The following is a 21,321-nucleotide window of genomic DNA, read 5'->3' as shown; positions in this document are numbered from 1 at the left end:
GTTTGCGTTGGTTCAAGCTAGCCTTAATTGAAAGTGATTTCCTTGCGGTTATCGCGCGAGACGCGGTCGATCATCTTGTTGTACGGATCGACGCCCACTTCAAATGGTTTGTCCTTCACGGTGATGGTTACCACGGGATCGCTGCCCGACAACACGCGCTTGTCCGTGAACAGGACTTTTTCATCCTTTTCCCTGGCGCCTGGGGGGCGCGCGAAGATGGCGATTTCCACCGGCTCGTCATAGCCGCGCGCACTCTCCTTGCCCTTGCCGTCGGACTCCAGCTTGGCCAGGTGCAGTTGCATGGTGACATCCCACTGACCGTCCTTGCGCTGCACGGCCGTCGCTTGCGACACGCGGTTGTCGTAGAAGACGATTTTCTCGAACAGGTCCGTGATCAGCGCCTGCTTGTCCTGTGGCGCTTCGGCGCGGATGTAGGCCAGCAGTTCGCGCGAGGTGGTGAATGGCGCCTGTTGGTAGCCCTTGTCCTGCAGATAGCGTTTCAGGGCACGGTTCAGGGCTTGCTCGCCGATTTCGTCACGCAGGCGGTAGAACACCAGACTGCCCTTGTTGTAGTGGATGTATTGCTGTCCCTCCACGCGTGCCAGCGGCAGTTCTTCGATGGCTTCGCCGCCGCGTCCGCTCAGGTAGCGGTCCAGTTCATAGCGCAGGAAGCGGCGCATTCTATTGCGGCCGTACTCCTTTTCCATCACCATCAGGGCCGAGTACTGCGACAGCGATTCCATCAGCATGCTGGCGCCCTGCACGTTGGCGCCAATCGCCTGGTGGCCCCACCACTGGTGCGCCATTTCGTGCGCCGTGACGTAGAACACGTAGTCGATGTCCTCCTTGTCGCGCAGGTCGGCGATGAAGCCGATGCCTTCCGAATACGGAATCGTATTGGCAAACGACTGCGCGAAGCTCTGGTAGCCGGGGAATTCCAGGATGCGCACCTGCTTGTGCTGGTAGGGCGAGAACTGGGTGCTGTAGTAGTCGAGCGACTTTTGCACGGAGGTCATCATGCGCTGCGTATTGTAGCCATGCTTTTTATCGAAATAAATCTCGATCGGCAGGCCGTTCCACTCGCCTTTTTTGACTTCCCAGCGCGCCGACAGGTAGGCAAAGAACGGCAGCATCGGCTGATCCATCTTGTAGCGGTAGTAGCGGCGGCCATCCTGTTCCCAGCTCTTTTGCAGATAGCCGGGCGCCAGGGCGATCTGCTCGCCGTTGGTGGAAACCGTCGTGTCGAAATGAATCCAGTCAGCATCGCCGCCCAGCACCGTGTTGCCATACGCGGAAGAATCTTCCAGCTTGGCCATGCGCTGCGGCTCGCCCAAGCCCCGCTTGCGGCGCTCATTACGATCCAGCAATTCCATTTCCTTGGCATAGCCGAAGTGGGGGAAAAAGGCTTGGTTGTTGAAGAAGCTGCCGTTCAGGTTGAGCTGGTCCGGTGCGCCATCGTTGGTGAAACCCTGATGCGTGACCGCCACCGTGAAGTCCAGCGGCAGGGTGGCGCCCGGTACCAGGGGCTGGGCCAGCTTGAGGATGCTGAAACCGAGTTCCTTGTCATCGAGCGCGACATTGTGCTCAGGCAAATTCAACCAGTGCGTTTCCAGGTCCGGGTTGAGCTGGATGCGCAGGGTGTCGAGCGGCTGCTGCGTTTTGTTTTGCAGCACGTAGTGGCCCTTGATCAACACTTTCCGTTGCTCAGGATAAATATCCACATCGGCCTGGACATCGGTGATCTTCGGCTGCGGCAAGTCTTTGTATTGTTTGTACAATTTCTCGTAGCGCGCCTGCTTGTCCATGCCGATGTTCGACGCTACGTACTGGTTCAGCACATTCGTGTTGTAGAAGATCCAGCTACCCGTGCCGGCCCAGCACAGCAGGACAGCGGCCAGCACGGCGCCGGCATGGCCGTTCAGGCGCTGGCCGGCCAGGCGCACGCGAGCGCGCCAGCCGGTGGACAGGCCGCGTACCCAGAACGCCTGCGCCAGCAGGACCAGCGCCACGGTAAACAGGCTCCAGTACAGCGCGAACCAGGCCCAGCCCGTCAGGAAATGGCCATAGCCATTCATGTCCGAGTACTTGATGGCCGGCGTGCCGCCGAAGGCGTACAGATTGTGTTCCAGGTGCAGCATGCCCAGCACGGCTTGCGCCACCATCAGCAGGATCACCAGCAGGTAGCCGATAAACTTGTTGTTCGACAATACTTGCAGGGTCAGAGCGCACAAGCCCATCAGCACGAAGAAGAGGGCGCCCAGCAAAGTGCCTTTCAGGTACAGCCCCAGTTCCACGGGCGCGCCGCCCTTGACGAGCTGGAAGCCGATGGCCGTGATGACGCCCGCCAGCAGATAGCCGGCGATGACGCCGATCAGGGCCGTGCATTTGGCCAGCAGGGGCACCCAATCGGGCACGGGCATGGCGTCGCTGACATCGGCGATCCTGGCTTGCCGTTCCTTGAAGATCAATTCGCCCGCGTAAAACGTGACGATGATGATCAGGAGGAAGCTGAAGCTGTTGCTGATCTGCTGCAGCATCAAATGCGTCATCGGATACACGGCCGTGCCGTACATGTTCTCGCCGACATTGGCGGCAGCGATCAGGTTGATCATGCCGAACAGCAGCATGACGAGGAAGGGCAGGCTCTTGAAGACGCCAGCCGCGTCGAAGCTCAGGATATGCCACCACTGGCGCCAGGCCGTCGCCGGGGTAAAAGTGGGAAGGCTGCGCGGCAGCTGCAGCGGCGCCGTGACGGCGGGGGCGGCGGCCACGGCCTTGTGCCTGCCAAACAGGCGTTTTCCCGTGCCTGTGCGCTGCGGCTTGAACAGGATCACGGTGGCGGTGAACATCAGCACCGTGATACCCAGCCACAGCAAGCGGTTGGCCAGCAGGAAGCCGGAAAAAGGCGGCAGGCCCGCGTTCGCTTCGGCGGACGTGAAGTAGCGCGTCATGCGGCCCAGGGCGCGCATGCCGAACGGGTCGAGCAGGACGGCGATCCATTCGTTGTTGATGTCGCGCGTGAAGGCGCCGGCCGTGCCCCACAGCACGAAAAAGCCCAGCACGCCCACGTAGACGAGCATCATCGAGCGCGTGGTGGCCGCCAGCAGCATCAGCAGGGCGCCGATGAAGAGCAGGTTCGGGATCACCATCACGGCGAAGCTCCACGCATACGCATGCAACGAGAACGCCCCCACGCGCTGCGCATCGACCCAGGGCATGAGGGGGCCGAGCATGAGGGCCAGGGCAATGGCGGCAAAGATCACCAGGCAGGCGACAAAGCCGGCGGCGAAGCGGCCGAACAGGTAATCCCACTTGCGCATGGGCGTGGCGAACAGCATGTCGGCCATGCCCACTTCGCTGTCGCGCAGCACGGCGCCGGCGATGAAGATGGTGATGAGCAACATCGAGAGCAGGCTGAACATTGTCAGCAACTGCGCCACCACGGTGGGCGCATTGCGGTTGATGTTGCCGATGGCACCGCCGATCTGAATCGAATCGCTGCTGCTGGCACCAAAGGCCAGCAAGGCCAGGATGACGGCAAATACCCACAGCAGCGGCTGTTTCAGCTGATAGCCGAGGTCAAACTTGAAAAATTCCTTCCACATGGCGGCCCCTTACGCCGCGACTGCGGCCGGTACTGCGGCGGAAGCGGCGGCGCCGTGGCGGGCAGCGTTGCGCACATGCAGGAAGTACACGTCTTCCAGGTCCGGGGCGATCTGCACGAAGCCGCTGTCGGGCTGGCTGTCGGCATACACATTGATTTGCGGCTTGCCGCCCACCAGGCGCGTCGACAGCACATTGTGCGATTGCTGGTACTGCGCCAGTTCTTCCGTCGTGACGCTGCGGCGCCACACCTTGCCGAGCAGGGTGTCGATGGCGGCCTGCGGCTCGCCCTGCACCAGCACCTGCCCCTTGACGATCATGGCCATGCGCGGGCACAGGTCCGTCACGTCGTCGACGATGTGCGTCGACAGGATCACCACCACCTGCTCGCCGATCTTCGCCAGCAGGTTCAGGAAGCGGTTGCGCTCGTCCGGGTCCAGGCCGGCAGTGGGTTCATCGACGATCACCAGGCGCGGTGCGCCCAGCAGGGCTTGGGCGATGCCGAAGCGTTGGCGCATGCCGCCCGAATACGTGCCCAAATTGCGCTTGCGTGCTTCCCACAGATTGGTTTGCTGCAACAAGGCTTCCACGGCTTCCTTGCGTACCCCCTTCTCCGTCAAGCCTTTGAGCACGGCGAAGTGATTGAGCAGGGTTTCCGCGCTGACCTTCGGGTACACGCCGAAATCCTGTGGCAGATAGCCCAACTGGCGGCGCAAGCCTGCCTTGTCCTGCAGCACGTCGAGGCCATCGAAGTGGATGCTGCCGCTATCGGGGTCTTGCAAGGTGGCAATGGTACGCATCAGCGAGGACTTGCCTGCGCCATTTGGTCCCAGCAAGCCGAACATTCCGTTGGGAATCTCCAGGCTGACATCGTTGATGGCCTTGACGCCATTGGCATATGTTTTGTTCAGCTGTTTGATCGATAGCATGTGCAGCACTCTCCAGAGCTTGGGTGTAAAAGCCGGCAGATACCTGCCTGCCGGTCTGTAAAAGGGGATCACCCTTGTTTTTCAGCCGCGATGGCGGACGTTACTTAAAGGAAATAATATATAAGCAATTGGAAAAAAGTAATCTTTTTGCGACCAAGGGTGGAAATGCAGGGCTGAAAGACAGGAGGGACGGATGAGTGACGTGGTGCTACACTCGCCATTTTTAGCGATGCCAGGTGGCGGAAAGACGCGATGATGCCGGTAGTACAGAACATGACATTGCGCGCCGTTGCGCCCGGCGAAGAGGGAGCGCTGGCGCAGTTGTTCCAGCTGTATTGCTACGATAATTCGGCCTGGAGCGGCGAGGCGTTGCTGGCTGACGGCCGCTATGACGTGTGCGACGCGGGGCTGGCGTCGTATGTGCACGCAGCAGGCCATACGGCCAGCTGGATCGAGGTCGATGGCGAACTGGCGGGCTTTTTCCTCACGGAGCCTGGCATGGCGGGTGAGATGGCCGTGCAGGAGTTCAGCGACTTTTTCATCCTGAAGAAATACCGGCGTCGGGGCGTGGCGCTGGAAGTGGTGCGCAGAGTGTTGCTGGGTAGCGCGCAGACGTGGCTGGTGGCGATGTTTCGTGCCGATGCCGCTGCCTGCGCGTTCTGGCAGCAGGCGTTTGCGCGCCTGCCGTTTGCCAGGGTCGAGGCGTGGGACGATGCCAGCCTGCCGCAGTTTCAGCTAACTCTGCTGAAACCGGCGGCCTGAGCCGGTTTAGAAGCGTACTTTCACATACGCCGACGGTCCCGTGAGGCGGATGTTCAGGTCGGCATCGCGTTCGCTGTCGCGGTGCAGCTTGATTTTCGAAATGCCGTAATCGGCCACGAAACCGATATTCTTGAACGGAAACCATTCCACACCGACGTTCCCGCCGTAGATGTGGCCATTGATGCGCCCGCCGTTTTTCTTGATGCCGGACGCTTCCGCATACATGCGCAAGTCCGGTGTAAACGCGTGGCGCCAGCCCACTTCCAGCAGCGGCGCAAACGCGTGTTCGCTGATGGAGTCGCGTGCCGTGGCCGTTTCACCATTGACGATGCCGGTGGCCGTGCCGTTCAGGCTGGCATGATAGTAGGCGGCGCCCAGGCCGATGCCGAAGGTGTCGTTGCCGCTGCCCAGCCACCATTTGTAGGCCAGCTTGGCCAGGTCCAGTTTCAGGTCGGCATTCGCCGTGGCCGTGCCCGTGACGGGCTGGCCATTGATGATGGTCTCGCCCGTCAGGCTTGGCGTGTAGGATTTGTCGTAGCGGTAGTAGTCGAATGCCAGGCCGTGGCGGTCGCCGATCAGCAAGTCTGCCTTGATGCGCGGGATGGTGGTATGGCTGGGCGTCGATTCCGGCGCGTCGATGCGGCCAAATTGCGTGTCGGCGCCGATATTGATGCGCGGATCGGCGGAAAATGCCCCTACCGAGATGCTGACACGGTCCAGGCTGGGTGATGGCTCGGCCCGCGCCGTGGCGGCTGCCGTGGCCATGCCCAGCACGCCCAGCATCATGGCGCCGCGCAAGGCGAGGTGGTGCGGGCGTGGTGGGGACAGGCGGGTGGACACGGACATGGCAAACATGGGGCTACTCCTCAAGATAAAGTGAAAACTGCCGCGACGTCAGGGCGGCTTGCGTTATGCGGTAATGCAATGAGGAAATGGTAGCAACTGTGACATTTAGATCACGTAGCCGCACGTCGCAAATTCCCGTCGGATTTGTCCTACCGTGTGTAACAGCTGGTACACGCACCGGCATTGCCTGCAACGCGGGACGCGTGCAGAATGGTGCGCACAAGGAGGAGACACTGCATGAAAATCGCCGCCATTTCCGATATCCATGGCAACCTGGATGCGCTTGAAGCCGTGCTGGCCCACATCGCCCGCCAGGGCGTGGATATGATCGTCAACCTGGGCGATATCGTCTCGGGCCATCTGCAGCCGCGTGCCACGGCGGCGCGCCTGACGGACCTCGGCTTGCCCACCATCCGCGGCAACCACGAGCGTCAGCTACTGGCTGATCCGGCCCGCATGGGCATCTCGGACGCATTTGCGCGCGCGCAACTGTTGCCCGAGCAACTCGCGTGGATAGATGCGTTGCCGGCCACCTTGCACTTGCGCCACGATGTGCTGCTCGTGCATGGCACCCCGACAAGCGACCTCGTGTATTTTCTCGACAGCGTCACGCCGCAAGGCAGCCGTGCGGCCACGCCTGACGAGGTGGCGGCGCGCGCCGGCGAGGCGGACGCGGCATTGATCCTGTGCGGTCACACGCACATGCCGCGCCAGGTGCGCTTGGCCGATGGCCGGCTGATCGTCAATCCGGGCAGCGTGGGCTTGCAAGCCTACGACGATGACCATGGTTATCCGCACGTGATGGAAAATGGCACGCCGCATGCGCGCTATGTCATCGCCGAACAGGGCGGGGACGGCGCCTGGACGGCGCACTTTCATGCGGTGGAGTATGACTGGGACAAGGCGGCCAGGCTGGCGCTGGCGAATGGCCGGCCCGACTGGGTCGTGCCACTGCGCACGGGCCGGGTCGGCATGCTTACCTGAACTCTTCGGCTACCAGGTTGTACTTCTGCATCTTGTGGTACAAGGTCTGCTTTGGCAAGCCCAGCACCGCACTCACTTCGCTGACGTTGCCGGCATATGCGCGCAGTTCCTGTTCGATCAGCGCACGTTCGAAGCCGTTGACCTGCTCCGCCAGCGACAGGGGACTGGTCTGGTTGCCCGCCAGCAGGCTCGAGGCGCCGCCGGCGATGCCCAGCACGAAGCGGTCGGCGATATTGCGCAGTTCGCGCACGTTGCCGGGCCAGGAATGGGCCATCAGGTTGCGCATCTGGGCGCTGGAGACCACGGGCGCGGCGCGGTTGTAGCGGGCGGCGGCGGCCAGCACAAAGTGCTCGAACAGGATGGGAATATCCTCACGCCGTTCGCGCAGCGGTGGCAGATGCAGCACGATCAGATTCAGGCGGTAGTACAGGTCGCTGCGGAATTTCTGCTGCTGCGACAAGTCTTCCAGGTCCAGCTTGGCCGCCGCAATGACGCGCACGTCGACGGGCGTGGGCACGTTCGAACCGAGCCGTTCGATATAGCGTTCCTGCAGCACGCGCAGCAATTTCACTTGCAGCGACAGGGGCAGGCTTTCGATTTCGTCGAGGAAAAAAGTGCCATGGTCGGCATGCTCGATCTTGCCCACTTGCCGCTTGGCCGCACCCGTAAACGCGCCCGGTTCATGGCCGAAGACTTCGCTTTCAAAAATACTTTCGGGAATCGCGCCGCAGTTGACGGCGACGAAGTTGTGCTTGCGGCGATGGCTGAAGTCGTGCAGGCAGCGGGCCACCATTTCCTTGCCCGTGCCCGTGTCGCCATAGATCAGCACGTCGGCCGGTTCGTCGGCTACATCGAGGATCAGGCGCCGTATGTCGCGCATCGCCACGGAATTACCCAGTAATCGCGCTTCGATGCCGCCGCCGTCCTCGAGCTGGCGGCGCAGGCTGTGCACTTCCAGGGTGAGTCGCCGCGTTTCCAGCGCGCGCAGGATGACGTCGACCAGTTGCTCGGACGAGTATGGTTTTTCGATGAAATCGTAGGCGCCCGTGCGCATGGCGTGCACGGCCATGGTGATATCGCCGTGGCCCGTGACGAGGATCACGGGCAGGTTGGCATCGAGCGTCTTGACCGCTTGCAGCAATTCCAGGCCGCTCATGCCCGGCAGGCGCACATCGCTGACCACGATGCCGGGAAAATCCGGCGTCAGCAGTTTATAGGCCAGCTCGGCCGAGTGGAAGGCCAGCACGTCCAGGCCGGCCAGCTGCAGTGCCTGCTCGCTGCCTTCGCGTACGGTGGGGTCGTCCTCGACCAGCAAGACCTTCAAGCCGTCAAACATGTTTTTCCTCCTGCGTTGCAATCTGTAGTTCGATGGTGAAGATGGCGCCGCCGCCGGGGGCGTTTTCGGCGCGCAGCACGCCGCCGAACTGGCGCGTGATTTGTTCGGAAATGGCCAGGCCCAGTCCCAGTCCCAGTCCTTGCGGCTTGGTCGTGAAGAACGGTTCGAACAGGTGTTCGTACACTTCCGTCGACAGGCCCGGTCCCGTGTCGGCCACATGGATCAGCACGTGCTCGGGCGTGCAGGCGACGGACACGCGCAAGCTGCGCACGTCGCTGCCATTCATGGCGTCGAGCGCGTTCGCGTACAGGTTCACCAGCACTTGCTCCAGGCGGTTGCTTTCGCACATGGCGAAAATGTCTTCAGGCGGCAGTTGCAGGGTGAAACGCACATTTTCCACCTGCAGCCGGCGCTCGACCAGGAACAGGGCATTGCTGATCGCTGTGGGAATCGACACGGAAGTCAGGCTGGTGGTCGATTTGCGCGCAAAAATCTTTAATTGCCCCGTAATGGTCCCCATCCTGGCCGCAATTTGCGATATCTTCGCCAGGTTGCGCCGCGCATCGTCGAGTCGTCCCCGCTCGAGCAGGATGACGGCATTGTCGGACATGGTGCGCAGCGCCGTCAGGGGCTGGTTGAGTTCATGCGTGATGCTGGCGGACATTTGCCCCAGCACGGCCATCTTGCCGGCCTGAAACAGTTCGTTTTGCGTGATGTGGAGTTTTTGCTCGGCCTTGCTGCGCACCTCGATTTCCTGGCTCAGGCTTTGCGTCATGGCATTGAGTTCCGAGGTGCGTTCCTCGACCATGGCTTCCAGGTTGTCGTAGGCATGTTGCAGATCTTCGCGGGCGCGCAATTTTTGCGCCACGGCCGCGCGGCGCTGGCGCAGGTAAAAGAACAGCAGCATGAAAAAGCCCAGCAGCACGCAAGAGAATGCGGCCGCCGCGCGCGCGCTCGCTTTCGCCTGCGCCAGGTCGGACAGGTAAATAAAAGTCCAGCCTTGCGGTGACTTGAGCTTGATCTGCGTCATGACGCTCGAGCTGATCTTCGGTGGCGTGTCGGCGTGTTCCTGCTCGCGCACGCTGATCACGCGCGCACCATTGCCCAGTTGGCGGTCGGAAACGAAGGGGATGGCTTCCAGCTGTTTCGAGTAATACTGGCGCGTGCGGTTGAGTTCTTCGACGATCGCGGGCGACAGCGGTGCCAGGGTCTTGTATTTCCAGTCCGCCATGGAACTGAGGAAGATTACGCCGTGCTCGTCGGCCAGCATCACCTTGTCCGCGCCTTGCACCCAGCGTTTTTCCAGGGTTTCCAGGTTCACCTTCACCGTTGCCAGGCCCAGCATGTGGCCATTCTGGTAAATGCCGTGGGCAAAGAAGTAGCCGGGCTCCAGTCGCGTCGTGCCGACGCCATAAAAACGCCCCGGCGTGCCGCGCAGCGCGTCCTGGGCGTAGGGGCGGAACGAGATATTGTCACCAATGAAGCTGTCGGGCTGCTGCCAGTTGCTGGCGGCCCGCGTGTTGCCGTCGAGGTTGCTGATGAAAATGGTCGACGATTTCGCCTGGGCATTCATCTGCTCGAGGTAATGGTTGACCGTATCGACCAGTACCGGGTCTTCCGGGTGCTGCAGCAGGCGGATGACGTCACGGTTCAGCTCCAGCGTCTTGGGCAGGAAGTCGTATTTTTCCAGCGCATTTTCAAGACTGCTGACATACACCTCAAGGCGCTGCGCGCCGCTCGCCTGCAGTTTGCCGATGGCGATGCGCTCCGTCCAGAAATACACGAGCCAGACGGTGGCCAGGCAGGCGGCCAGCACCACGCCCCAGGCCAACGTTTCACGGCCCGAGCGTTGCGCCAGGCGCTGGCGCCAGGAAAGGGAGGGTTTGTTACTGCTATTCATAAAATCAGCTGCCAACTTGCAAGAACCCACAGTATCGCATTTAAATATTGCGTAAAAAGAAAAAGCCGCCGGATATGCATCCGGCGGCTCACGCTTTTATGTCACGGACAGCTCGATGTCCTTAGAACGTGTGGCGCATGCCCAGGTTAAAGCCGCTGGTGCCGGTGCCATCGTCGGTGGCATTGCCAACCTTGTAGGGAGCGCCGTTCTTGTTGCTGATGTGGCCGTAACCGGTGTACAGGTCGCTGCGCTTGGACAGCGCATAGAACGCGCCGATGGCCCACTGCTGGGCGTCACGGTTCGCGTTGCTCTTGTCATTGTGGCGGATGTACGACGCGACCAGCTTGGTGGCGCCGAACGGGGCGCTGAAGCCAACGAGGATATCGTTGCTCTTGCTGTCGTCGGTGGCGCGGTTGTCGGCGTAGCCGAAGTTGCCTTGCAGCACGCCAAAGTCGTAGCGCGTGGCCAGCAGGGTGTTGCGCGTTTGCTTCGCCACCAAATTTTCCAGGCGGTGGTGCGTCAGGGTCACGTTCAGCGGGCCGTCGATGTAATGCACGGCACCGCCCATGCTGCGGTTTTTCGCATTGTCGCCGGCCACTTCGCCGAAACCATACGCCAGGTCGGCCGACAGCTTGTTCCAGGTCGGCGTGCTGTATTGCACCATATTATCGACGCGGTAATTCGTCGTCGCCATAATGTTCGATGCGGTGCCGGCCAGGCCGATGACAAACGGATCGGCCACGTCGCGCAGGGCCAGGTAGTACGGCGTATACTGGCGGCCCAGGGTGACGGCGCCGGCGCTGCCGCTCAGGCCCACATACGCCTGGCGGCCGAACAGCCGGCCGCCCTGGCCCGAGGTGCCGGTATCGATATTGAAACCGCTTTCCAGCACGAAGGTAGCTGCCAGGCCAGCACCCAGGTCTTCCTTGCCTTTGAAGCCGATGCGCGAGCCCGAGGCCACGCCGGAGGCGACGCGGTTCAGGCGGTCGCCAGCCGCATCCTTGTCGAACACCAGGCCGGCGTCAGCCACGCCATACATGGTCACGCTCGATTGCGCCAGTGCGCCGCCGGAAGCTGCGCCGAGGGCCAGCAGGGTAAACAGGACTTTTTTCATGAAAATCTCTCTAATAAGTTGGAATGACTATTGATCGCACTACCTGACTGCTTGTTACTCAACATGGACAACAAATAAATGGCCCGCTTGTGGCGGGCCATGGCGCTATCAGGCTTTGCTAGCGTGGTCAGCTTCGCCCCAATGGCTTTCCGTGTTCTGGTTGGCGGCGTTGGCCGCGGCTGCTTCTTCCTCGGTGGCCAGGCCACCTTCCCACTTGGCGACGACGGCCGTGGCGACGGCATTGCCAACCGCGTTGGTGGCCGAGCGACCCATGTCGAGGAATTGGTCGACACCCATCAGCAGCAGCAAGCCCGCTTCCGGAATATTGAATTGGTTCAGGGTCGCGGCAATCACCACCAGCGAGGCACGCGGCACGCCAGCCATTCCTTTCGATGTCAGCATCAGCAGCAGCAGCATGGTGATCTGCGTGCCGATCGACAGGTCGATACCGTAGGCTTGCGCAATGAACAGCACGGCGAAGGTGCAGTACATCATCGAGCCGTCGAGATTGAAGGAGTAACCCATTGGCAACACAAAACTGGAAATCTTGCGGTCCACGCCGAACTGGTCGAGCGCCGTCAGCAGTTTTGGATAGGCTGCTTCCGAGCTGGCCGTCGAGAATGCCAGCAGGAACGGTTCGCGGATCAGGCCGACGAGCTTGAAGATGCGCGGGCCGATGACGACAAAGCCGGCGCCGATCAGCAGGGCCCACAGGCACAACAGGCCCACGTAGAAGCCGCCCATGAACTTGGCAAACGTGACCAGCACGCCCAGGCCGTGGGTGGTGATGACGGAGGCCATGGCGGCGAACACGGCCAGTGGGGCCAGGTTCATGATGGTGCCGGTGATGCGCAGCATGACTTGCGCCAGCTGGTCGACGACGGCCGTCAGGGTCTTGCCCGATTCGCCCAGGCCGGCCAGTGCGCCGCCGAAGAAGATCGAGAACACCAGCACTTGCAGGATTTCATTGTTGGCCATGGCCTCGATCGGCGACTTCGGCACCAGGTGCGTGAAGAAATCTTTCAAGGTGAAGGCAGCCGTTTTCAAATTGGTCGAAGCGTGCACGTCCGGCAATGGCAAGCCCAGGTTGGTGCCCAGCTGCATCAGGTTCGACAGCACCATGCCCAGCGCCAGCGAGACCAGTGAGGCAACCACGAACCAGCACATGGCTTTCAAGCCGATGCGGCCCGCCGTTTTGCCGTCGCCCATGTGGGCGATGCCGACTGTCAGGGTGGAAAATACCAGTAGCGCAATGATCATCTTGATCAGGCGCAAGAAGACGTCGGTGACGATGGAAATATTGCCAGCGATCTGAGCGCTGAGCTTGGCATCAGGGAAAGCGGTGTTGCATCCATAACCGACGGCAATGCCGAGGATCATGGCAATCAGGATGTACAGGGTTAATGGCCGTTTCTTTTTCATTTTGACTCCTCCGGTGAAACGCCGCTGTGAGCGGATTATTGATAGCGAGCAACTTAAGCTTGGAGTCAATATTTCTCAAAAACAAGCCCTTGCATGCTAGCGATTATTTGCAGCAAAACCTGTACATAGCAAAGGATATGCCTGAAATGGAAATTTGGTAGCTAACTTCTTAAGTTATTGATTTAATGAAGTTTTTTTGTTGTCAGGATGTCGCAATCTGGCGTGCTTGCGCGAAATATTGGACGCGGCGGGGCATCGCTGTATGACTTTTCATACGCTAGTCGCGGCAGGGGGGCGGTGCGCCAAAAAGACAAGATTATCAGGAAAATAAAAAAGCCCCTCCGAAGAGGGGCTCGATGTCGCGCAATACCTGTTTCCTTGATTTTAGCGCTAGCTGTTAGAACTTGATATTTGCCGTCAGGCTGAACGAACGTGGCTGGCCCGGGGTGTAGCGGAAACCGGACTTGTTGATGGCCGCCACATAGGTCTTGTCGGCCAGGTTGTAGGCGTTCAACTGCAAGTCGAGGTTTTTGTTGACGGTATAGGTCGCCATGGCGTCGAAGACCCAGTACGCATCCACGCGGGCCGGCGTGCCGACGGCGCCATCGGTGCCGCGCAGCATTTCACCCACGTAACGCGCGCCTCCGCCGATCTTCAGGCCGAACGGCAGGGTGTACGAGGTCCAGCTGGTGAACGCCTGTTTTGGCGTGTAGGTGAGGCTCTTGTCGCCGCTGGCCGTGAAGACCTTGTTCGACTCGACCTTGGTATTCATGCGGGTATAGCCGGCGCTGACCAGCCAGTTCGGCATGATCTCGCCCACCACGCCCAGTTCCAGGCCTTGTACGCGCTTCTTGCCGGTCTGGTAATAAATGGTCGAGATGACAGGATCCTGTTCCACTTCATTCTTGACGGTGGTCTGGTAGACGGCGGCCGACAGCGACAGTTTTTGCTTCAGGAAGTCCCACTTGGTGCCGATTTCCTTGGTGACGGTTTCCTGCGGGTCATAGTTCGGGTTTTGCGCGCTGTTGGCGGCGGCGCTCAGGGCGAAGTTGACGCCAGGCGGCGCTTTCGACGTGGCCAGCAAGGCGTACACGCTGCTGTCCGGCGTCGGCTTGTACATGGCCGAGATCTTGCCGTTGGCCAGGGTGTCGCTCAGGGTCAGGTGAGTGGGAATCGGTGTGCCGACCGGCAGTTTTTGCACCTGGTCCTTGGCCACGGCCGTTTGCAGGGAGACGGCGTCATACGTGGTGTTGAAATGGTCGAAGCGCACGCCGCCATTGAAAATCCACTTGTCGCCGAACTTGACGGTGTCGAACACATACAGGCTTTGCGTGTTGACTTCGCCTTCGGTGAAGGCGCCGCTGCGTACGGGGTTGTGGCCGGTGACGGTGTCGCGCGGATTCGGCTGGTACAGGTTCGCTGCCGGCAAGGTACCCAGGCTGGCTGGCACATAGCTGTAGTTGGTCTGTTTTTCGCTGGTGAACTCGGCACCTGCCACCATGGAGTGCTTCAGCACGCCCGTGTCGAACTGCGCGCTGACCACGGTCTGGTTGGTCAAAATCGTGTTTTCCTGGTCCTTGACGGTGCGCAGATTGCGCGCCATGGTCCAGGTCGACGGATCGGTCGGGGCCGGTGTCTTCAGGTTGCCCATGCTGCCCATGAAGGCCGTCAGCAGGTAGTCCTGCTGGGTCTTGCCGTAGCGCGTGGTGTTCTGGAGCTGCACGTTGGGCGAGAAATCATGGTCGATGCGCAAGGTGCCCATGTCGGCCTTGACCTTGTCGTAGTCCGAGGTGGAACCGTAGAAATTCTTCGGATCGACCTTGGCGGCGCCGTTCAGGAAGGTACGGATGACCGGTTGCTCCTTCGTGGCAACGTCCGGCGTCGAGTAGCCAGGCAAGCCGATGGTCGGCACGCCGCCGTCGGGCACGTTGTCTTGATCCACGTGCAGGTAGCTGGCCGTGATGCGCGTTGGTTTACCGATGCCGAAGGTGACGGTGGGGGCGAAGGCCCAGCGCTTGTTCTTGACTTCATCGCGCGCCGGGTTGCCGCTGTCCTGCGTCATCAGGTTCAGGCGCAAGGCCGTGCCGGTATCGCTGTCGAGGATGCGGTTCCAGTCGGCCGTGGCGCGTTTCTGCTTGCCGCTGCCGGCCGTCAGCAGCGAATTGAACTTGTTTTCCATGGTCGCCGTCTTGCTGACCAGGTTGATCGAACCGGTAGGTGAACCACGGCCACTGTCGGTGCCCGCAGGGCCCTTCAATACGTCGATCTGCTCGATGTTGAAGACGTCACGCGAGATGGAGCCCACGTCGCGCACGCCATCGACATAGATGCTGCCGGACGAGTCGAAACCACGCATGTAGACGGCGTCGCCCGTGTTCGTGTTGCCGTTTTCACCGAGGAAGAAGGTACCGACGCCCGGCGTGTTGCGCAGCGCATCCGTCAGGGTCAGCGCGCCTTGCTGTTCGATCAATTCCTTCTTGATTACGACGATGGTTTGCGGCGTATTGACCAGCTCTTCCGTGTATTTTGGCGACGAGGCTTTTTCGGCCTTGAAATCATTTTCCTTTGAGCCCACGACCTTGATTTCGTTCAGGGTTTGCTGCGATGCCGGGGCACTCTGGCCGGCCGGGTCGGCCGCCTGGGCGGCGACGGGCAGCAGCATCACGGCCAGGGCGGCGCCGATGTGCTGGTTGAAACGGGTTGGGGCGTGTTTGCGGCTCTTGATTGCCATCTTGCTCTCTCGATAAGGTCAGGGTAGTGGTTCCTGGCTGGCTCTGCGACGCGGTGCTTGGGCACGCGGGCAAGTGGCTGGCGATGGAGACGGAAGGCCGTATTGTAATAACTGGGCGCCATTTCGTAAATGAGAATCGTTATCAGTATCATTTACGCAACGGATTTGGGGTGCTGCAAAAAAAACACTGTCATGGCGCATGAATACTTGCTTTGCTGCCTGGCCGCTGCTATGCGCGCAAGCGCTCTGGAGCGGGAGTATGATGAGCAACCTTTACAAATCTCCGCCCAGCATGCTGCAGACTCCCGATGCCTTCGTCCCCCTGCTCGACCCTCCGGAACCGGCCCCGGCCGCCATCGAGACGCTCACCTTTATCTTTTACCGCGGGCGCCTGCTGTTGCGTACGCCCGAGCTGGCCCTGCCCACTGCCGCCGAGGCGGCCGCGCTCGATATCGACCTGAGCCGCGCGCAGCCCGTGGGCCTGTGGCAGGGCCGCTATTGCCAGACCGTCTGGACCGATGAGGAACTGCTGCCCGCCAATAGCGGTCTGGCCTGGCACGGCATGCGTTCGCTCTTTAATGCCGTCGATGATGACTTTCTGGGCCTGGCCAGCCGCGCCGTGCAACTGGCCGAGTGGGCGCGCACGCACCGCCATTGCGGCGTGTGCGCCACGCCCATGCAGCGCACGCGTGGCGAACGCTGCTTCACGTGCGCCGCCTGTGGCATGCTCGCGTATCCGCGCATTTCGCCGGCCATGATGGTACTCATCCGCAAGGGCGACTCCGTGCTGCTGGCCATGCACAAGCATTCGCCATCGCAGCGTTTCAGTCCGCTTGCCGGTTTCCTGGAAGCGGGCGAATCGATCGAGGAAGCCGTGCACCGCGAAGTGATGGAAGAGGTGGGCTTGCGCGTGCACAACCTGCAGTACTTCATGAGCCAGTCCTGGCCGTTTCCCCATTCGCTGATGATCGCGTTTACAGCCGATTACCTCGATGGCGAGATCCGCCTGGACGAGAACGAGATCGCCGAGGCGCGCTGGTTTGGCCCCGGCGATGCGTGGCCGGAAGCGAGTTCGAGCGTGTCGATTTCGGCGCTGCTGGTGAGAGCGCACCGTCCGCCAGCGGCATAGGAAAGCCGGGGCCGCTCGGGCAGCTTGCCGCATTTTCTATATACTGGCGGCAATTGCAAATTTTAGGGTGGTTTAGCATGTCTCAAGAAGAATTTTCCGAAAACGACTGGCGCCGGCTGATCAGCAGCTTTGGTGAAGATCCGCAGCGTCCTGGCTTGCTGGAAACGCCGATGCGCGTGGCCAAGGCGTGGAAGCACTGGACGTCCGGCTATGGCCAGGATCCAGTGGACTTGCTGAAAGCCTTTGAAGATGGCGCGGAACAGTATAACGAGCTGATCGTTGTGCGCGGCATCCCCGTCTACAGCCATTGCGAACACCATCTGGCGCCCTTCTTTGGCAAGGCCACCATCGGCTACGTGCCCAATGGCAAGATCGTCGGCCTGTCGAAACTGACGCGCCTGGTCGATTGCTTCTCCAAGCGCCTGCAAGTGCAGGAACGCATGACAATGCAGATCGCCAATGCCCTGATGGAAGTGCTGGAACCGAAATCGGTGGGCGTGGTCGTACGCTGCCGTCACCTGTGCATGGAAAGCCGCGGCATCCGCACGCCGGGCGAAGAAACCATCACCTCGGCGATGCTGGGCGAGATGCAGCCGAACCTGGCGCTGCGCACGGAATTTTTGGCCCTGGCGCGCGAAGTTTGATTATTTTGGCGACGATGCAGGACGAAGGCGGCTGATGCCGCCTTTTTTTATATTCTTCCGGATTCCCGCTCCGCCAGATAGCGCGCCGGTGGCTTGCCCATCGCCTTGCGGAACATGGTGACAAAACCGCTGGTGTTTTCATAGCCCAGTTCCAGCGCCACCGCTTTCACGCTGTGGCCTTGCGCCAGTCCTTGCAGGGCAAGGATGACGTGCAATTGCCGGCGCCAGCGGCCCACGCTCATGCCCATTTCTTCCAATGACTGGCGGGTCATGCTGCGCTCGCTCATGCCGATGCGGCTGGACCATTCGGCCAAGGTGCTTTTATCGGCGGGCTGCGCCAGCAGCAGGGCAGCCAGGCGGCGCAGGCGCGCATCGCGCGGCATCGGCAAATGCAAGTCTTCCACCGGCGCGGCCGCCAATTCATCGAGCAGGGTGGCCACCAGGCGTTCCTGCGCGCCATGCAGCGCGGTCAAGGTGGGAAAGCCGGCTGCCTTGGCGATCAGTTCACGCAGCAAGGGTGAGACGGCCACGGTGCAGCAGACGGCGGGCAGGGCCGGCGCCATGGCCGGCTCGACAAACAGGCAATAACATTCGGCCTCGCCCACGCCCTGCGCGGCATGCATCAGGCCGCCGGGTATCCACACGGCGCACTGGGGCGGCACGATCCACACGCCGCTTTGCACTTCGCAATGAATCACGCCTCGCGTGGCGTATAGCAGCTGCCCCTTGCGGTGCTGGTGCGGCGCCTGCTCCGCATCCTCGCGCACGCTGGCCAGGCCCACGGCCAGCAGCGGACGCAGCACGCCATCGACGTCGAAATCGATGGTGACGCTGGCTGCACCCAGCCGCGTAGAGAGCAGATCAGGCAGGAGGAGATGGGGCATGGGGAAAATTTGGCTGGATTGAATAATATCGTGGCTATTTTATGCAATGACGCGCAATGCCGTCGACGGTATCGTGTATGCATCCGCAGCCCCGCTTCAACGGCAACCGCCGCCGCCAGTGTTCTGATGAAGGCCAGGAGGAACGGCAACCCCCTTGAAGGAGTCATCCCATGCAACTCGATTTTTCCACATTCCCTCTCGTCTGGATGCGCCGCGACAGCGCCGCAAGCGGCCCCGACGATGCCTTGTTCGCCCAGTTTGAGGCCCTGCTGGCACGCCGGCAGGCGTTTGTCATTCTCAGCGAAGAAGGCCTGGACGAGGATGGGCATGACCATCCGCAGGAAGAGCGCAAGCGGGCTGCACTATGGATGAAGCAGAACAAGGCGGCGATCCGCGCGTATATCCAGGGCATGGTGCTGGTCGAGCCGAGCGCCGCCAAGCGCCTGGCCGGCAAGGCCTTTGCCATCATGTTCGGCAAGTTCTGGGGCTATCCCCTGCATTTCGGCACCAGCCGCGACGACGCGCTCGACATCGCGCAGCATTTGCTGAAGGCATGGCTGCCGCCCCAAAAATGATCTGACAAGGCTACACAACGCCTGACAAAACCGTCGCGAGCGGAAGGGAGTGGTAGCCGGGAAGCGGAACTGTACTTTAGTACAGTGAGCATCGCAGGCTGCCTATACCGACGCGCAGCAGGTTTGGTCAGGTGTTTCAGTAGCGGTAGTCGTTGACGAAGTGCTTGGTGAAGTTGTACTTGCTGCCGCCGTCGAGCAAGTCAACCAGGCGTTTCGGCGCGGAGGCCGACATGAAAGCGTCGGCCGCGCCGCCCGTGCTGCGGAACTTCATGCCGGGGCTGAGGATCTGGTTGGCGCCGATTTTCAGGTGCTGGAAGCTTTTCGTCTTTTCATTGTTGAGGATGAAGTGCAATTCCTGCTTGAAGGTCAGGAAGGGAATCTTCAGCCACCAGCCTTCGTCCGTGCCATAGCTGGCGACGCTGGCAAAATGCGTGTTCTTGTCCGTCAGGGTGGGTTTGCCCAGGCGGTCGTTGATGCGTTTCATGGCTTCATTCTTGGTCATGCTGTGCTTTCGTGATTCAATCGATCTGGCGTGCATTTTGACACAGGCACGCCACCCCCGCCTGCCTTGCCACTGCCTGTCTGCCTGCTTTTTTACTGCAATGCAGCATCAATTCTCATCAATTGTCGCAACGCATTAACAACACCGGGCAAAAATCATTGCTTCCCGGCATTGTAAATATCGGTCGTTCGAGCGTATGCTGGAGACGTCTGAACGGTGCCGCCAGAGCACCGTCGCCGCCGCATTCTGGCCAGCCGAGCTGGAAGCGGGACACGCCCCCTCGCCGCAAATAGATAGTTGGAGACACAGCATGAAGAAATTGACGTTCCAGCAGAAGTTATGGATTCCCCTGATTTGCAGCTTGTTGTGCATCACCGTCATTTTTGTCTATAACGCCCTGGAAGTGCGCAAGATCCGCATTGAAGAGCGCAGCGCCGACCTGAGCAATGCCGCCGACCTGGGCCTGGGCGCCGTCAAGATGTTCGGCGACCTGGCCGCCAGCGGCGCCTTGACGAAGGAAGAGGCGCAAAAGCAGGCGAGCGCCGTCATCAAGAGCATGCGTTTCGGCGAGACCGGATATTTGTCCATCATCAACCTCGATGCTGTTGTCGTGATGAACCCCGCCGCGCCGCAAACCAACGGCAAGAACATGTCGGATTTTAAAGATGCCAACGGCACCTATCTGTACCGCGACATCGTTGCCGTCGGCAAGAGCGATGCGGGCAAGGGTTTCGTCCACTATTATTTCCCCCGTCCCGGCCAGAAAAACCCCGAGCCGAAGATGAGCCGCGTGGTGGCTTACAAGCCATGGAGCTGGACCATCGTGGTAGGTGTATACATGGACGATATCGACGCGGCCTTCCGCCAGTCACTGCTGACCTCGCTGGGCGTGCTGGTGCTGGTGTGCGGCCTGCTGGCGGCCGTCGTCGTGGCGATCAACCGCAGCCTGCGCCATGCGCTGGGCGGCGATCCCGAGTATGCGGCCGACGTGGCCGCCCAGATCGCGAATAACGATCTGAGCGTTGCCGTGCGCACGCATGCCAACGACCGCCACAGCGTGTTGTATGCGATGAAAACCATGCAGGCCAACCTGGTCGATGCGATCAGCGAAATCCGCCACAGTGCCGAGACGATTGCCACGGCATCGAGCGAGATTGCCAGCGGCAATATGGACTTGTCGGCGCGCACGGAAATGCAAGCCAGTTCGCTGGAAGAAACGGCGGCCTCGATGGAAGAATTGACCTCGACCGTCACACAAAACGCGGGCAATGCCGTGCAGGCAAATGAACTGGCGCAGTCCGCTTCTGCCGTGGCGCGCCAGGGCGGCGCCGTGGTGGCGCAAGTGATCGGCACCATGGACACCATCAACGCTTCGTCGCGCAAGATCGTCGACATCATCGGCGTCATCGATGGCATCGCCTTCCAGACGAATATCCTGGCGCTGAACGCGGCCGTGGAAGCGGCACGCGCCGGTGAACAGGGACGCGGCTTTGCCGTGGTGGCCAGTGAGGTCCGCAATCTGGCTCAGCGATCCGCTGGCGCAGCGAAGGAAATCAAGGAACTCATCGGCGCTTCCGTCGACAGCATCGCGGCCGGCAGCACGCTCGTCGCACAGGCGGGCACGACCATGGATCAGGTGGTGGCTTCCGTTTCGCGCGTGACCGACATCATGGCCGACATCACGGCCGCTTCGCACGAGCAAAGCACGGGCATCGGCCACGTCAACCAGGCGATCACGGAAATGGATAGCGTGACGCAGCAAAATGCGGCACTGGTGGAAGAGGCGGCGGCAGCGGCGTCGAGCATGCAGGACCAGGCGGCCGTGCTGGCGCAACTGGTGGCGCGCTTCAAACTGTCGGCGCAGGAGCCGGGGACGTCGCCGCGCCTGGCGGCAAGTTCGGCTGGCGCGCCGCGCGCCGTGGCGAAAAAGCCGCTGCGCAGCCTGGCGGCGCGCTAGGAT

The 21,321-nt window shown here is 61.1% G+C and carries 16 protein-coding genes; 6 read left to right on the top strand and 10 right to left on the bottom strand.

The features are described 5' to 3' along the window. Positions 1-23: 23 nt before the first annotated feature. Together ACQ4WL_RS20225 and ACQ4WL_RS20220 are read right to left on the bottom strand one after the other, a co-directional pair. Positions 24-3,605, bottom strand: a complete 3,582-nt coding sequence (locus ACQ4WL_RS20225) for an ABC transporter permease/M1 family aminopeptidase (RefSeq protein ID WP_436511347.1) — start codon at positions 3,603-3,605, stop codon at positions 24-26. A 9-nt stretch (positions 3,606-3,614) separates the two neighbouring features. Next, positions 3,615-4,532 (bottom strand): ABC transporter ATP-binding protein, encoded by a 918-nt coding sequence (locus ACQ4WL_RS20220; protein ID WP_436511346.1) that lies wholly within the window; start codon positions 4,530-4,532, stop codon positions 3,615-3,617. A gap of 252 nt (positions 4,533-4,784) precedes the next feature. On the opposite strand from ACQ4WL_RS20220, the gene ACQ4WL_RS20215 reads away from it, so the two are divergent. Further along, positions 4,785-5,294 (top strand): hypothetical protein, encoded by a 510-nt coding sequence (locus ACQ4WL_RS20215; protein WP_436511345.1) that lies wholly within the window; start codon positions 4,785-4,787, stop codon positions 5,292-5,294. 6 nt (positions 5,295-5,300) lie between these two features. Here the strand turns inward: ACQ4WL_RS20215 and ACQ4WL_RS20210 are convergent, their stop codons facing one another. Next, positions 5,301-6,149: a porin family protein gene (locus tag ACQ4WL_RS20210; protein ID WP_436511344.1), complete on the bottom strand. Its 849-nt coding sequence runs from the start codon at positions 6,147-6,149 to the stop codon at positions 5,301-5,303. Positions 6,150-6,377: 228 nt separating this feature from the next. Between ACQ4WL_RS20210 and ACQ4WL_RS20205 the strand changes: the two genes are divergently transcribed. After that, complete coding sequence (locus ACQ4WL_RS20205) at positions 6,378-7,124, top strand: metallophosphoesterase family protein (RefSeq protein ID WP_436511343.1); 747 nt, start codon at positions 6,378-6,380, stop codon at positions 7,122-7,124. Here the strand turns inward: ACQ4WL_RS20205 and ACQ4WL_RS20200 are convergent. The 5 genes from ACQ4WL_RS20200 to ACQ4WL_RS20180 form a co-directional block, all read right to left on the bottom strand. Beyond that, positions 7,117-8,460, bottom strand: a complete 1,344-nt coding sequence (locus ACQ4WL_RS20200; RefSeq protein WP_436511342.1) for a sigma-54-dependent transcriptional regulator — start codon at positions 8,458-8,460, stop codon at positions 7,117-7,119. The genes ACQ4WL_RS20205 and ACQ4WL_RS20200 overlap by 8 nt on opposite strands. Next, a complete protein-coding gene (locus ACQ4WL_RS20195; protein WP_436511341.1) occupies positions 8,453-10,360 on the bottom strand; it encodes a sensor histidine kinase in 1,908 nt (635 codons plus the stop codon). Before ACQ4WL_RS20195 ends, ACQ4WL_RS20200 begins: the two co-directional genes overlap by 8 nt. 121 nt (positions 10,361-10,481) lie before the next feature. Continuing rightward, entirely contained in the window at positions 10,482-11,474 is a 993-nt protein-coding gene (locus ACQ4WL_RS20190; RefSeq protein WP_436511340.1) for a porin, read from the bottom strand. 108 nt (positions 11,475-11,582) lie between these two features. Next, the gene (locus ACQ4WL_RS20185; RefSeq protein WP_141171056.1) at positions 11,583-12,896 is read right to left on the bottom strand and encodes a dicarboxylate/amino acid:cation symporter; all 1,314 of its coding nucleotides are present in this window, start codon (positions 12,894-12,896) and stop codon (positions 11,583-11,585) included. A gap of 397 nt (positions 12,897-13,293) precedes the next feature. Then, complete coding sequence (locus ACQ4WL_RS20180) at positions 13,294-15,627, bottom strand: catecholate siderophore receptor Fiu (protein ID WP_436511339.1); 2,334 nt, start codon at positions 15,625-15,627, stop codon at positions 13,294-13,296. 292 nt (positions 15,628-15,919) lie between these two features. Here ACQ4WL_RS20180 and nudC point away from each other — a divergent pair, with 292 nt between their 5' ends. Both nudC and folE read left to right on the top strand, forming a co-directional pair. Next, positions 15,920-16,756, top strand: coding sequence for an NAD(+) diphosphatase (gene nudC / locus ACQ4WL_RS20175; protein ID WP_436511435.1), 837 nt, complete (start codon positions 15,920-15,922; stop codon positions 16,754-16,756). A 77-nt stretch (positions 16,757-16,833) separates the two neighbouring features. After that, positions 16,834-17,400 (top strand): GTP cyclohydrolase I FolE, encoded by a 567-nt coding sequence (folE, locus tag ACQ4WL_RS20170; RefSeq protein WP_436511338.1) that lies wholly within the window; start codon positions 16,834-16,836, stop codon positions 17,398-17,400. A gap of 47 nt (positions 17,401-17,447) precedes the next feature. Here the strand turns inward: folE and ACQ4WL_RS20165 are convergent, their stop codons facing one another. Then, the gene (locus ACQ4WL_RS20165) at positions 17,448-18,284 is read right to left on the bottom strand and encodes an AraC family transcriptional regulator (protein WP_436511337.1); all 837 of its coding nucleotides are present in this window, start codon (positions 18,282-18,284) and stop codon (positions 17,448-17,450) included. 170 nt (positions 18,285-18,454) lie between these two features. On the opposite strand from ACQ4WL_RS20165, the gene ACQ4WL_RS20160 reads away from it, so the two are divergent. After that, positions 18,455-18,859, top strand: a complete 405-nt coding sequence (locus ACQ4WL_RS20160; protein WP_436511336.1) for a hypothetical protein — start codon at positions 18,455-18,457, stop codon at positions 18,857-18,859. A 136-nt stretch (positions 18,860-18,995) separates the two neighbouring features. Here the strand turns inward: ACQ4WL_RS20160 and ACQ4WL_RS20155 are convergent, their stop codons facing one another. Beyond that, positions 18,996-19,361, bottom strand: coding sequence for a hypothetical protein (locus ACQ4WL_RS20155; RefSeq protein ID WP_034781254.1), 366 nt, complete (start codon positions 19,359-19,361; stop codon positions 18,996-18,998). A 310-nt stretch (positions 19,362-19,671) separates the two neighbouring features. Between ACQ4WL_RS20155 and ACQ4WL_RS20150 the strand changes: the two genes are divergently transcribed. Further along, positions 19,672-21,318, top strand: coding sequence for a methyl-accepting chemotaxis protein (locus ACQ4WL_RS20150; RefSeq protein ID WP_436511335.1), 1,647 nt, complete (start codon positions 19,672-19,674; stop codon positions 21,316-21,318). Positions 21,319-21,321 lie beyond the last annotated feature (3 nt).

It is taken from the genome of Janthinobacterium kochi (assembly GCF_051380715.1).
GTDB lineage: Bacteria > Pseudomonadota > Gammaproteobacteria > Burkholderiales > Burkholderiaceae_D > Janthinobacterium.
This window is presented reverse-complemented; position numbering and strand designations above follow the sequence as displayed.

Excerpts from the sequence above, each read along its gene's own strand:
- ACQ4WL_RS20205 (WP_436511343.1), top strand. The coding sequence starts at position 6,378 with ATGAAAATCGCCGCCATTTCCGATATCCATGGCAACCTGGATGCGCTT.
- nudC (WP_436511435.1), top strand. The coding sequence starts at position 15,920 with ATGCTGCAGACTCCCGATGCCTTCGTCCCCCTGCTCGACCCTCCGGAA.
- folE (WP_436511338.1), top strand. The coding sequence starts at position 16,834 with ATGTCTCAAGAAGAATTTTCCGAAAACGACTGGCGCCGGCTGATCAGC.
- ACQ4WL_RS20180 (WP_436511339.1), bottom strand. The coding sequence starts at position 15,627 with ATGGCAATCAAGAGCCGCAAACACGCCCCAACCCGTTTCAACCAGCAC.
- ACQ4WL_RS20185 (WP_141171056.1), bottom strand. The coding sequence starts at position 12,896 with ATGAAAAAGAAACGGCCATTAACCCTGTACATCCTGATTGCCATGATC.
- ACQ4WL_RS20220 (WP_436511346.1), bottom strand. The coding sequence starts at position 4,532 with ATGCTATCGATCAAACAGCTGAACAAAACATATGCCAATGGCGTCAAG.
- ACQ4WL_RS20155 (WP_034781254.1), bottom strand. The coding sequence starts at position 19,361 with ATGACCAAGAATGAAGCCATGAAACGCATCAACGACCGCCTGGGCAAA.
- ACQ4WL_RS20195 (WP_436511341.1), bottom strand. The coding sequence starts at position 10,360 with ATGAATAGCAGTAACAAACCCTCCCTTTCCTGGCGCCAGCGCCTGGCG.
- ACQ4WL_RS20150 (WP_436511335.1), top strand. The coding sequence starts at position 19,672 with ATGAAGAAATTGACGTTCCAGCAGAAGTTATGGATTCCCCTGATTTGC.
- ACQ4WL_RS20200 (WP_436511342.1), bottom strand. The coding sequence starts at position 8,460 with ATGTTTGACGGCTTGAAGGTCTTGCTGGTCGAGGACGACCCCACCGTA.
- ACQ4WL_RS20165 (WP_436511337.1), bottom strand. The coding sequence starts at position 18,284 with ATGCCCCATCTCCTCCTGCCTGATCTGCTCTCTACGCGGCTGGGTGCA.
- ACQ4WL_RS20160 (WP_436511336.1), top strand. The coding sequence starts at position 18,455 with ATGCAACTCGATTTTTCCACATTCCCTCTCGTCTGGATGCGCCGCGAC.
- ACQ4WL_RS20190 (WP_436511340.1), bottom strand. The coding sequence starts at position 11,474 with ATGAAAAAAGTCCTGTTTACCCTGCTGGCCCTCGGCGCAGCTTCCGGC.
- ACQ4WL_RS20210 (WP_436511344.1), bottom strand. The coding sequence starts at position 6,149 with ATGTTTGCCATGTCCGTGTCCACCCGCCTGTCCCCACCACGCCCGCAC.
- ACQ4WL_RS20225 (WP_436511347.1), bottom strand. The coding sequence starts at position 3,605 with ATGTGGAAGGAATTTTTCAAGTTTGACCTCGGCTATCAGCTGAAACAG.
- ACQ4WL_RS20215 (WP_436511345.1), top strand. The coding sequence starts at position 4,785 with ATGATGCCGGTAGTACAGAACATGACATTGCGCGCCGTTGCGCCCGGC.